Source organism: Sodalis sp. RH21 (assembly GCF_047324175.1).
Lineage (GTDB): Bacteria > Pseudomonadota > Gammaproteobacteria > Enterobacterales > Enterobacteriaceae > Acerihabitans.
Map to the genome: position 1 here is coordinate 3,063,712 of NZ_CP178732.1, position 12,062 is coordinate 3,075,773.

General features: G+C 56.5%; 13 protein-coding genes. 8 read left to right on the forward strand and 5 right to left on the reverse strand.

The window, feature by feature from the left end; all coding sequences use genetic code 11:
- Both ACL2XP_RS14080 and ACL2XP_RS14085 read left to right on the forward strand, forming a co-directional pair.
- On the forward strand, positions 1-1,182 hold the full coding sequence (locus ACL2XP_RS14080) for an acetyl-CoA C-acetyltransferase (protein WP_413733407.1): 1,182 nt from the start codon (positions 1-3) through the stop codon (positions 1,180-1,182).
- A 331-nt stretch (positions 1,183-1,513) separates the two neighbouring features.
- Positions 1,514-1,795 (forward strand): resolvase, encoded by a 282-nt coding sequence (locus ACL2XP_RS14085; protein WP_413733408.1) that lies wholly within the window; start codon positions 1,514-1,516, stop codon positions 1,793-1,795.
- On the opposite strand, the gene ACL2XP_RS14090 is transcribed toward ACL2XP_RS14085, so the two are convergent.
- The gene (locus tag ACL2XP_RS14090) at positions 1,757-2,209 is read right to left on the reverse strand and encodes a MarR family winged helix-turn-helix transcriptional regulator (protein ID WP_413733409.1); all 453 of its coding nucleotides are present in this window, start codon (positions 2,207-2,209) and stop codon (positions 1,757-1,759) included. The genes ACL2XP_RS14085 and ACL2XP_RS14090 overlap by 39 nt on opposite strands.
- Before the next feature lie 80 nt (positions 2,210-2,289).
- Here ACL2XP_RS14090 and ACL2XP_RS14095 point away from each other — a divergent pair, with 80 nt between their 5' ends.
- On the forward strand, positions 2,290-2,862 hold the full coding sequence (locus ACL2XP_RS14095) for a class I SAM-dependent methyltransferase (protein ID WP_413733410.1): 573 nt from the start codon (positions 2,290-2,292) through the stop codon (positions 2,860-2,862).
- 356 nt (positions 2,863-3,218) lie between these two features.
- Here ACL2XP_RS14095 and ACL2XP_RS14100 read toward each other — a convergent pair whose 3' ends face one another.
- Both ACL2XP_RS14100 and ACL2XP_RS14105 read right to left on the reverse strand, forming a co-directional pair.
- Entirely contained in the window at positions 3,219-3,737 is a 519-nt protein-coding gene (locus ACL2XP_RS14100; protein ID WP_413733411.1) for a ClbS/DfsB family four-helix bundle protein, read from the reverse strand.
- 494 nt (positions 3,738-4,231) lie between these two features.
- The gene (locus ACL2XP_RS14105) at positions 4,232-4,555 is read right to left on the reverse strand and encodes a TetR/AcrR family transcriptional regulator (protein WP_413733412.1); all 324 of its coding nucleotides are present in this window, start codon (positions 4,553-4,555) and stop codon (positions 4,232-4,234) included.
- Positions 4,556-4,662: 107 nt separating this feature from the next.
- Here ACL2XP_RS14105 and ACL2XP_RS14110 point away from each other — a divergent pair, with 107 nt between their 5' ends.
- Positions 4,663-5,670: an NAD(P)-dependent oxidoreductase gene (locus tag ACL2XP_RS14110; RefSeq protein ID WP_413733413.1), complete on the forward strand. Its 1,008-nt coding sequence runs from the start codon at positions 4,663-4,665 to the stop codon at positions 5,668-5,670.
- Between the two features lie 210 nt (positions 5,671-5,880).
- The gene (locus ACL2XP_RS14115) at positions 5,881-6,048 is read left to right on the forward strand and encodes a hypothetical protein (RefSeq protein ID WP_413733414.1); all 168 of its coding nucleotides are present in this window, start codon (positions 5,881-5,883) and stop codon (positions 6,046-6,048) included.
- Positions 6,049-6,132: 84 nt separating this feature from the next.
- On the opposite strand, the gene ACL2XP_RS14120 is transcribed toward ACL2XP_RS14115, so the two are convergent.
- Positions 6,133-7,341, reverse strand: coding sequence for an MFS transporter (locus ACL2XP_RS14120; RefSeq protein WP_413739156.1), 1,209 nt, complete (start codon positions 7,339-7,341; stop codon positions 6,133-6,135).
- A 142-nt stretch (positions 7,342-7,483) separates the two neighbouring features.
- Here ACL2XP_RS14120 and ACL2XP_RS14125 point away from each other — a divergent pair, with 142 nt between their 5' ends.
- The 3 genes from ACL2XP_RS14125 to ACL2XP_RS14135 all read left to right on the forward strand — a co-directional run bounded on the left by ACL2XP_RS14125 (position 7,484) and on the right by ACL2XP_RS14135 (position 11,146).
- Positions 7,484-8,482, forward strand: a complete 999-nt coding sequence (locus ACL2XP_RS14125; protein ID WP_413733415.1) for an AraC family transcriptional regulator — start codon at positions 7,484-7,486, stop codon at positions 8,480-8,482.
- A gap of 148 nt (positions 8,483-8,630) precedes the next feature.
- On the forward strand, positions 8,631-9,794 hold the full coding sequence (locus ACL2XP_RS14130) for an epoxide hydrolase family protein (protein ID WP_413733416.1): 1,164 nt from the start codon (positions 8,631-8,633) through the stop codon (positions 9,792-9,794).
- Positions 9,795-9,979: 185 nt separating this feature from the next.
- A complete protein-coding gene (locus ACL2XP_RS14135; protein ID WP_413733417.1) occupies positions 9,980-11,146 on the forward strand; it encodes a metallophosphoesterase in 1,167 nt (388 codons plus the stop codon).
- Between the two features lie 96 nt (positions 11,147-11,242).
- On the opposite strand, the gene ACL2XP_RS14140 is transcribed toward ACL2XP_RS14135, so the two are convergent.
- Positions 11,243-12,028: an SDR family oxidoreductase gene (locus ACL2XP_RS14140; protein ID WP_413733418.1), complete on the reverse strand. Its 786-nt coding sequence runs from the start codon at positions 12,026-12,028 to the stop codon at positions 11,243-11,245.
- Positions 12,029-12,062 lie beyond the last annotated feature (34 nt).

The following is a 12,062-nucleotide window of genomic DNA, read 5'->3' on the forward strand; positions in this document are numbered from 1 at the left end:
ATGGATAACGTGGTAATCGTCAGCGCCACCCGTACCGCGGTGGGCAGTTTTAACGGTTCGCTGGTCTCGACGCCGGCGGTGGATCTGGGCGCCCTGGTGATTGAGGCGGCCTTGAGCCGAGCCGGTATTGACGCGGATATGATTGATGAAGCGATCATGGGTAACGTGCTGCAGGCCGGGCTGGGACAGAACCCGGCGCGCCAGGCGGCGCTGAAAGGCAGTATCCCGTACCGGGTCGGCGCGCTGACCGTCAATAAAGTGTGCGGTTCCGGTTTAAAAAGCGTGGCGCTGGCGGCGCAGGCCATCCGCGCCGGCGACGCCGGGGTGATTGTCGCCGGCGGGATGGAAAATATGAGCCTGGCACCCTATCTGCTGGGCAGCAGAGCGCGCTTGGGGTATCGGCTGGGCAACGATGAGGTGCGGGATGTAATCCTGCAGGACGGCCTGATGTGCGCCATGGAGGGTTATCATATGGGGATCACGGCGGAAAACGTGGCGACCGCGCATGGCATCAGCCGCGAGACGCAGGACGGTATTGCCTTTGCCTCGCAGCAAAAGGCCGCCGCCGCCATTGCCGCCGGCGCGTTTGTGCGGGAGATCACCCCGGTGGTGATTAAAGGTAAAAAAGGCGATCGGGTGTTTGCCACCGACGAGCATCCCCGGGCTGAAACGTCGCTGGAAAAGCTGGCCGGCCTGCGCCCCGCCTTTAGCCAGGACGGCACGGTGACGGCGGGCAACGCTTCCGGAATAAATGACGGCGCAGCGGCATTGGTGGTGATGTCGGAACACATGGCGCGCGACTTGGGGCTAAACCCCCTGGCGCGTATCCGCGGCTACGCCAGCGCCGGCGTCGAACCCGCTCTGATGGGCATGGGGCCGGTGCCCGCTACCCTGGCGGCGCTGAAAAACAGCGGGGTCGCGTTGTCCGATATCGATTTGATCGAGGCCAACGAGGCGTTTGCCGCCCAGTTCGCCGCCGTGGGCAACGCGCTGCAATGGGATGAGGAGAAAGTCAATGTCAACGGCGGCGCCATTGCGCTGGGCCACCCGATAGGCGCCAGCGGCGCCCGTATCCTGGTAACACTGCTGTATGCTATGCAGGCACGGGATAAAACCCTGGGATTGGCTACCTTGTGCATCGGCGGCGGTCAGGGTATTGCGATGGTTGTCGAGCGTTTGTAAGGGTGCCCCGGCCCTGCAGCATAATGTAGGCATAGTGTCGGCATAGTGCCGGCATAGTGCCGGCATGGTACCTGCATCAGATGACACGCGGGGTCAAGGTGAACCGGCAAACGACGCCTCGCCAAGGCGTCATTCGCCGGTATCATCGAGATGGGGCAATCAGAAGTTATAGGGCTCCGTTTGGAGACGAAGTGCAAGTAATGCGGCGCCGACGCTGGAGGTAGATCCCGGCTTTATCCCAGGTATCAGCCCCGTCGTCTGCTGGCTCGCGGTTTTATCACCACCATCACCAATCCTAAAGTGCTACTGTGTGACAATGGGGAAAATGGCCATGCAGATTTTGGCCGCTGTAGCTGAACGAGAACATATTCTTGAGCGTACCAACGATGGCCGGCTGGTTGCTATGGCTGCCGGGGTTAAATTTGGGCGTAAACCCCGTCTGGAATCAGACGGGGCAATGACACTTATTCACCAGCAACAACCCGCTAGACTGGTTATGGAAAAGACCGGCATTTCGCGGGCAACCTACTTTCGTTTAAACAGGAAAATCAGCCCCACTGATGAACAAATGCCATTATTCTCGGGGTTCAAGGTTGTTTATCAGTCGTTGTAATGACGAAATCAGTGCCGAACACTCCCCCTCGGTCATCCCACGGGTTGCCTGCTCTACCACACCAAAAAGGTTTTCTTTTACCTGAGGAAGCGTCGCTCGCGCCTGCTCGGTGAGCGAAATGTAACTTGACCGTTTGTCCACCGGATGAGGTTTGCGAACAATCAAGCCATCCCGTTCCATCCGAACCAGCAACGCCGCCATGGTAGGTTGTTCAACACTGGCATATTCAGCAAGTTGTTTTTGTTGCATATCCCCCTTTTCCTCTAATGCGATAGCAACGGGAAGATAGGCCATACCGAAATTTAGCGGACGGAGTTGTTGCTCAAACGTGCGCATAAGCAGGCGGGATGCCTGGTTTATCCAGAAAGTTGTGAGGGACTCTGGCGCCCACTGAGAATTGTCGTTGATTTTCATAGTATACTATGTACTATAGATAGCATGCTATACACAAGCGACAAATCGGTCATATTTTATATGTTAAGTAAGGGATCAATATGGACGCACCGGATAAAAACGCTGACTTCGATGAAGCGTATCGCTCTGGAATCGGGCATCTCATGTGGACGGATGTTCGTGTTCCAACAGAACTGAAAGCTTTGTTCCAGGAAACCACCCCTGAAAATGCCTTGGAACTTGGCTGCGGTATTGGTCTGTTTTCAGACTATTTTGCAAAAGAGGGAGTCAAAATGACCTCAGTAGACTTCTCAGCCGTTGCGATTCAGAAAGCCCGCGAACGTGTACGTGAAGGGTATAGATCACCGGATTTTTATGTCGGTGATGTCACCCATCTTCAAGATATCACCGGGCCATTCGACATTTCTTTTGATATTGGCTGTTTTCATTGTCTCGATCGGTTGGGGCAAATGGAATACACATCAGAGGTCAATCGCCTGCTAAAACCCGGTGGTACACATCTCATCTGGGCCATGGATACCTCACCCCGGGATTTGAAATTATCACCTTCAGTAATTGAAAATGTATTTGGCCAGCATTTTGAATTAGTAAGTGCAGAAAAAAAACGTCGACGCCTTGCCAGTTCCCACTGGTACAGATTATTAAAAAGATAGGTGTAAGAACGCAGATACAAACTGGAGGTGTTTCAGGCCGGCAATATTATTATCCGATCTGACTGAGATTTCTTTCGAAGATTAATTATTAGCAAACAGATAAATACGCTCTTATTTCCATGAATTGGAATTTATTGCCAGAGAAGTTTATTTATATTGACTGTTGTTTCTTGCAATACGGGGGAAGACCATATACGTACGCCCAGCGGCGTATTGACAATTATTCAACAGGAAGTTGAGGTTCCACGGCAGGAGATCTTTGATCTTATTGATGAGGTGAACGTAAGGGTGATGGCATCAGTTGAGCAGCAATTGCCATTAATGCCATTATCGCGTGCCGGCTTTGCAATGGATGCTTACTTTAAGCTGATATTATTATTCTTCGCCCACTTTCTTAATCTTCCATTAGCATTGGCATAAGGCGAAGATGTGTTAAACGAGATCATTCGTCCCATAGTCCATTTTGTGTACCATGGTTTTCCATACAAAGCGTCATCAGTGCGCTCATCAATAACCTTCACGATTTCATCTTTTACTGCCTGAAGCTCAGTTATTAACGAGTTATATTTTAACTTTTTATAATCAGAGTAAAATTTTTGAGCCAGAAGCCCAAGCTGATTCCACTTATAGCCGGTTTCTGGAAAATTGACAGGCAGCCCTTTAGCGTCAGAAGTGATCCACTTTACTACCAAGGTATTCCATCCGAGCAGATATGAAACCAGATCACGTACACTCATCTCCGTGCCTTTTGCATGCCCATCCATTGATTTGTCTGACGTGAGTTCAGGCGGAATAGCGTTAAGATAACCGATTAATTTATTAAAGTTTTTATCAATAACTGAAAGCAATTCAGATTTTGTTTGCGGCACACCCATAAAGAATTCCCTCTCACTTCAGAATAGATGCCATAAAGGCGCCGTGTGGTGTTCGAACATTAATCAATTATGTACTACCAACCACAACAGGAAAAGACCTTATGAGGAACGTGAAGCGCTCAAATTATTACTTGATAAAAAACAAGCGGATAATTACCTGCTGCCGGTAAAACTGGCGGTTCGCGTCAGTTCGGGCGCATAGCTTTCCCCGGTCGCGCCGGGGTAGTTAAGAGGACGCGTCAATCCCGCCCCTGATAAGCGAGGCAAATGTGACGGCCGCCCCCCGCTCGCTGCACTGCCCCCGGATCATTATCGCCGACAGCGCTTCGCCCGCGCCGATAATACCGACGCAACGCCGTTGCAGTTCATTAGGTGACAGCGTGCCGTGCGGCGCCAGCGCCGAGGCGAACAGCTTGACATAGCCATCGATCAGTTCTTGTTACACCGCCCCCATTTCCTCGCTGCCCGCCAGAGCCGCGCCTATCGCATGCCATTCACCGCTGGTATCCGCTGAACACTTGCCGTGTCTTCCAGGTTGGTCTGGACATTGACCAAGGCCTTTTGCAGTGCCTGTTGCTGGTCAAGAGACTGGTAGAGTTCGTCAGCAGTCCGGCTCGAGTGTTGAAATGTTCGTAGGTAATGGGCTTGGAGACGCCGGCACGAACCGCCAGGTGACCCAAGGTGAGTCGATCGGCCCCCTCCTCGCGGATAATCACCAGCACAGTATCCAGCAGCTGGCGCCGCCGTTCCGCTTTCGAAAGCCGGCCGGAAGACGGCTTGGTAGCCGCTGGTTCAGGTGTTTTTTCATATTTATTCACCGCCCTTGAAAACCTACCATTAGTAACTTAAACTCGTGCCATTGGTAACTTACCAATAGTAGACTACTTAACGTAGGTTAATCTAACGTAAATCGAGAGGTATCGCAATGTCACTCGCTCCTGTTCTCCTGGTTGGCGGCTCCGGTGTTGTGGGACGCCGCACGGCTCAATATCTTCGTGCTGCCTGTCCCGATGTTCCCCTGCTGATCGGCGGCCGCGATCTGGCCAAGGCTCAGGCCGTCGCTGCCGGAATAGGCAATGCCGCAGGCATAGCGCTTAATCTCGCCGCCGCGGATCTTGGCCTCGGCGAGCGGCCGATCGGCGCGGTTGCCGTTTTTGTCAAAGACGACACGTTGGCGACCCTGCGTTTCGCCCAGTCGCGCGGCGTGCCGCAAATCAGCATTTCATCGGGCGCATCGGAAATTGCTCCGGAAGTGGCCGCCTATATGCAGCAGCCTACCGCGTCGGCGGTGGTGCTCGGCGCCGAATGGCTGGTCGGCGCGGTGACGGTGCCGACGCTTGAATTCGCCAAAGTGTTCAGCCGGCTAGACGATATTACCCTCGGCGCGCTGCTGGACGAGCAGGATACCGGCGGCCCGGCGGCAGAAATTGATATGCATCGCCTGGGCGAAATCATGCCAGCGGCGCTCACCCGCCGGGATGGCGCTTTTTTCTGGCGCATTGGCGAGCAGGCCCAAGCGCAGTTTCACGCGATCGACGGCACCAAAACGGAGGCCGTGGCTTTATCTCCGTTTGATATCATGGGATTGGGTATAGAGACCGGTGCGCCGAACGTGCAGTTCAACCTGGGCGTCAGTGTCAGCTCGACCAGACGCAGGGGCGAGCCGATGTCAACCGAGATCATTATCGAACTCGCCGGTGAAGATAAAGCCGGCCAGCCGCTGCGTACCCGCCACGCCATTTTTCATCCACAGGGGCAGATGCCGCTCACCGCGCTTGGCGTCGCTTTGGCGCTTGAGCGGCTGACCGGGCTGGACAACCAGCCGGCAACCCGCCCCGGCCTGTACTTCCCTTACCAGTTGCTTGAGCCGGCGGCCTATTTTGCCCGCCTTGAAAAGATCGGCGGCCGGGTTATGACGCTGGATGCGATCTGACCGGCAGCAAGACCATCCGGGATAGTTGGAGATGAATCGGTCCCGGTATGGGGCCATTTTTCGCCGTCGGTTTACCAGCGCCGACATCACCGATAACAGGAGAATGTGACGCTAATGCCCCAGGGCGACCAATGATAGTTTCAGCCGTACGCCGGGACAGGGCCAATTCGGCCAGAAAAGCCAGCATCAGCAAGACATAGGCCGGTTGCAATGGCGCAGCAGCGAGGCGCAATGGTGCGGCACCGTTTCTCCCCGCACCATTGCGGCAAGTTGCAAAGTCGCGAAAACGCGCGGGATGTGATCCCGGAACAACTTGCCCATACAGGTCTGCTGCGTGCTGAGGGCCAGCAACAATGCGCCGAGTTCTTCTTGGCCTAATAATCTGCAAGCGAGTTGTTCCACGGCCCAGGCAGGAGGGTGAACCTTTCTCCTGCTCGGATTACATGCGCAACTCCCGGAAAATCAACGTGCATTCCCGCAACAAGGCGCTTCGATTGAGCCGCTTCCGCCAAGATTTCCCGACGCGTGTTCTCCGTCAGCCAGGGATTGCACTCGAACACAAAGGGCAATCACGAGCGCAGCGAGCAGCATCACGGCGCCCGCGGTGACAAAGACGCCCGTGACTCCGCCAAAACCGAACACCATGCCGCCCAATGCGGCGCCGGCGGCTATTGACGATTGCACCGCCGCGACGACCATGCCGCCAGCGGTCTCCGCTTGATCGGGGACGGCACGCGCTACCCAGTTTGACCATGCCACCGGCACGCCGCCGAAAGCCAACCCCCACAAAGCCACCAGCAGCATCAGGCCTGTTTCGTGGACGGGGAGCCATATCATGCCGAACGCCGCCACGCCCACCAGCGCAGGCATCAATAACAAAGTGGCGCGCAGGCTACGTTCCATCAGCCAGCCGGCCAGCAGCGTACCGACGAAGTTGGCGACACCGAACCCCAGGAGCATCAGAGACAAACCGTCGACATCAATGTGGGCCACGCTTTCCAGAGCGGGGCGGATATAGGTGAACAATGCATATTGGCCCGTATGGGCAAGCACGCAGCCCATCATCCCGATCCCAATGCCTGGGCGGCGGAGCAATTCCAGAACCGATGCGGTGCGCACCATCTTGCGCGGAGTCATACGGGGCAGCGTGAACAATTGGAAGACCAGTGTTAACCCTCCAACAACCGCTGCCGCTACAAATGCGCTGCGCCAGCCATAGAGTCCCCCCAAGTAGCTTCCCAACGGCACAGAAACCACCGTCCCGATAGCGATGCCGCTGAAGATTATGGATAGCGCTCGCGGCACTAACTTCGCGGGCACCAGCCGCATAGCGACGGCTGCCGCCATGCTCCAAAAGCCCCCCAACGCGATGCCCAGCAGAATGCGCATCACCAGTAATACCGCCAGGCTGGAGGACAACGCCACAAGCAAGTTGGAGGCGATCATCAGCACGGTAAAAGCCAACAAGACGACGCGCCGATCAAACCTGCGTGTCAGACCCGGCACCAGCAGCCCGGCAAACAGGGCCACGACGGCTGTTACCGTCACCGCTTGACCGGCTAGAGCCTCCGACACGCCGAGATCGGTTGCCATTGGCGTCAACAGGCTGGCGGGTAGATATTCCGCCGTCAGCAACCCGAACACACCCGTTGCCAGTGAAAACACGGCCATCCAAGCTGGTGCCGCAGGGGCTACGCCGGCCGCGCTGCCTGAGTTGGCAGTTGGTCGGCCATCAAAAAAATCATTGCTCATCTCGAACATCCCTAGATATCGGTTGTAGCCGCAAGTCTAGCGTCGGAATACAGGATGATCTATGATGCTAAGTCTTGATGTTTTGCTCGAAACGCCGAAAATGACTCAACAAGAACAATTTGCCCTATCGTCAGATCTCATCAGCGAACTGCTGACCGGCATGCGCCTACATGGTGTCCAGTACCGCCGCATCCAGACCGGCCCCACTTTTGGCCTGGGCTTCGATACCAGGCCGGGACATGCTTACTTCCATTTCCTGGCCGTCGGCAATGCGGTACTGCGCACCAGTGATGGTACGTTGCATGAGTTGTCTGCGGGTAGCGCCGTGTTCATGCCTCAAGGCGAGACTCACCAACTGCTATCAGATTCCGAAGTTTCATTTCAGGACATCGACAAATTCGACGCGGCGCCCCTCGGCGAGGCCGTGAGCGGGGTGAACACATGCCCCAGTACGCACCCTACCCCCAGTGCGGTTCTCTTTTACGGCTGCATGGAGTTCGATCTCGGTGCAATGCAGGGACTCGGCAAACTGATGCCAAGCGTCATGGTGGCTGACACACAAGAGCAGCGCTACCCAGACTTGCTGGCGATTCTTGACTCAATGAAACGTGAAATCTGCGTAGGCCGCATCGGCTTCGCAGGCATTCTGGCCCGGCTCGCTGAGGTGGCGGGAGCAATGATCGTGCGTGGCTGGATCGAATGTGGTTGTGAAAACGCCTCGGGTCTTGTTGCGGCATTGCGCGATCCGCGCCTGGCTCGCGCCATATTGGCGTTGCACCGCCAGCCAGGCCGCGCATGGACGGTTGCGGCGTTGGCTGCGGAGTCTCATGTTTCTCGTTCTGTCTTCGCACAGCGTTTTCATGCAACCATCGGAGTGCCGCCCCTCCGCTATGCCACGGAGCTGCGGATGCGTCTTGCGAGTCAATGGCTGATTCACGAAAGATTGTCCATCGACGCCGTCGCCCAGCGTCTCGGCTATACATCTCAAGCCGCATTCAGTCGTGCCTTCAAGCGCGTCATCGGCCAGCCGCCGGGCGCCAGTCGGCAAATGCGTTCATAAGCATGCGCTTTGGACATGCTAAAGCGCATGCTGATGAGCTTCTGGCTAATCATCCGGACCTGCCAGTTGAGCACTTTTCATTATTGAAATCCGCCGCGATACCGCGCATTTTTCACTTGAGAATCTAAATTCACTTAGGAAAAGCAATATGGCCACAGAGCGGTTTAAGATCGATATCGCCCAATCTCAGCTAGATGATCTCCATCATAGACTTGAAAATATCAGATGGCCTTACCGGCCGGTGGGCGCCGGCTGGGAAAAGGGTGTTCAGGCAGACTTTATTGAGGCGCTGATAGAATACTGGAGGAATGATTTTGACTGGCGGACGCAGGAAACGGCATTAAACCGTTTTGCACATTTCCACAGCGAAATAGCGGGCTACGACATTCATTTCATTCATGAGCGCGGCAAAGGCCCTTCACCTATTCCACTCATTCTTACGCACGGCTGGCCTGATTCTTTCACGCGCTACCAGAAAATTATCCCATACCTGACGGACCCGGCCAGCTATGGCGGCGATCCTAGCGATTCTTTTGACGTCATCATTCCCTCCATTCCGGGTTTTGGTTTTTCAACCAGCCCTTATACGCCAGGCCCTGACAATGCGAAGGTGGCCGGATTATGGCGCACTTTAATGACCGACCGGCTGGAGTATGAAAATTTCTGCGCGGCCGGAGGCGACATTGGTTCAGGCATCACTCGCTACTTGGCGGCACAGTATCCTGAACACCTTACCGCCATTCATCTTACCGATGTTGGAATAATCAGGGATTTGATGGTGCATAAAACCCCGGAAACCCTGACGGAAGAAGAACAGGCCTATCGACAGTCGGCGACCCGGTGGCTCAATCAGGAAGGTGGTTATATGTCCGTTCAGGCAACAAAACCCGCTACGCTGGCCTATGGCCTGAATGACTCTCCCGCCGGGCTGGCGGCTTGGATAACCGAAAAATATCGCTCATGGAGCGATTGTGGCGGGGATTTGTTCAGCCGTTTCAGCAGGGAAGAAATTTTGACCAATATATCCTTGTACTGGCTAACAGGATCAATAGGTACATCAATCAATATGTACTATGAAAATGCCCATTCACTTCCACCGCTGCAAAAGACGGATGTGCCCGTAGGGATTGCCTGTTTCCCGGCGGATATTCTGCCACCTCCGCGAAACTGGGTGGAAAAAAGCTACAACATTCGTCGATGGAGGCAGTTATCCAGCGGCGGTCACTTCGCGGCAATGGAAGAACCCGAACTTTACTCACAGGAGATCAGGGCCTTTTTCCGCCCGTTCAGAAACCATAGCAAAACATCGTAAGCTTGGGCGGTTACTCAAACTTGGTGCAGCATCCCAGGTTATATCAGGCGTTATTACAGTCAGTTCAGGCCGCATCATTACAACGGCGGGTGGCGCCTAATGAGTCAGAAAGGCGATTTTGGCGACACGCAAACATCGCGGCCGATGCCACTTGGCCACTTAACTATTGAAAGAGAAGATTACTTATGCTTCGCTCCGCTTTTTTCATTCGCCTTATCAGCATCGTCACTCTTTTACATGTGTATATCGGCGTGCGGCTCGTTCCGGCCTTGCCTACCGGCACTCCATTCAAATGGCTCGCGGCGCTACTGCTGGTTGCGTCCGTTTTGCTGATCCCGCTCGGCATGGCCGCGCGCAATATCAAAAAACAGCCGCTGTCGGACCGGCTCGCGTGGGCAGGATTGCTCATGATGGGCTGCTTTTCGTCGCTGTTGGTGCTGACAGTTTTGCGCGATATTCTGTTGCTGTTGCTTTACGCCGTAAACAGCGTGCGGGGCGCAACCGCGGCGACTGGGGATTTTACCGCCGCCAGCGCGCTGTGCGTGCCGCTGTTTGCCATACTGCTCACCTTGCTGGGCGTCTATTACGCGCGCCGGAATGCGCCGGTGAAGATTATCGATGTCCCTATCGCCGGGCTGGCGGCGGCGCTGAATGGCTTTAGAATCGTGCAGATCAGCGACATTCACATCGGCCCGACCATTAAACGCGGCTATGTCGAGAAAATCGTCGCAACCGTCAATGCGCTCAATGCGGATCTGATTGCGGTGACGGGCGATGTCGTCGATGGTTCCGTGCCGCAACTTGAGGCCGATGCCCGGCCGCTTGGCGCGTTATCGGCGCGGCACGGCACATTCTTCGTTACCGGAAATCATGAATACTATGCCGGTGCGGATGCCTGGATCGCTGAGTTTCGCAGGCTTGGCTTCAAGGTGCTGATGAACGAACATGTGGTCGTTAACCACGACGGCGCGCGCGCCGTCGTGGCGGGCGTGACGGATTACGGCGGGGGCAACTTCGATCCGGCGCACGCGAGCGATCCGCAAAAAGCCATGGGCGGCGCACCGGGCGATATCTTGTTCCGGCTACTGCTGGCCCATCAGCCGCGCTCTGCGACGGCTGCATCGGCGGCGGGCTTCACGCTGCAATTATCCGGCCATACGCACGGCGGCCAGTTCCTGCCGTGGCAATTCTTTGTCAGGTTGCAGCAGCCGTTCGTGCACGGGCTGGCCAAACTCGACGATCTGTGGGTATATACCAGCCGCGGCACGGGCTATTGGGGGCCGCCGATACGGCTGGCCGCGCCGTCTGAAGTCACGCTCCTGCGCCTGGTTGCGGACCCGCCTGCGGTTTGATCGGGGGAGGCGCGATTTCGGCCAGGGCGCCTTGATTACGCCCGGCCCCTCCCGGCGGGGTAGTTGACCGCTATCATCGCCGGCGCGGCCTGTTGCTCAGATTGAGGGAATCATGCCGCCGTCGACACGGATCGCGCTTCCGGTCAGATAAGATGCCTGGCGGCTGGCAAGGAATGCCGCCACGGCGCCGTATTCCTCGGGGTTGCCGTAGCGTCCGGCCGGTATCGCCGCCGCGCTTTTGGCCGCCACATCTTCCACGCTCACCCCTTCTCTACCGGCACGGGCGGCGTCAAGCTGTCCCACCCGGCGGGTGGCGATACGGCCCGGCACCATGACGTTGACCGTGATGCCGTCGCGCGCCACTTCCGCGGCCAGGGTTTTCGACCAGCCGGCCAGCGCGATGCGCAGGGTATTGGACATGCCCAGATTGGCGATGGGCGCTATGATGCCGGAAGATGTGCTGGTGATAATCCGCCCCCAGCCCGCGGCGCGCATATCCGGCAGGACTTTGTCGGTCAGCAGGATAAGCGACCCGACCATGGCGGAAAATTGGGCGCTCCATTGTTCCGGCGCCACGCCGCTCGCCCCGCTTGGCTGCGGGCCGCCGGAATTATTGACCAGAATGCCCACCGGCCCCAAGGCGGCGCGGATAGCGGCCAATACGGCGTCAAAAGTGTCCTGGCGGGTCAGGTCCAATGTCCAGGCGCGCGCGCTGCCGCCCCGCTCTTCGATAAGCGCGACGGTTTCGTCAAGCGCGCTCTGCGTGCGGCCGCAGACCGCTACCTTGGCGCCTTCCGCCGCCAATGCCAGCGCGATGGCGCGCCCCAGGCCGCCGCCGGCACCGCTGACCAGCGCCACGCGCCCCTGAATGCCAAAATCCATGACCAACTCCTGATGTGTGGAATGTAAGTTTACC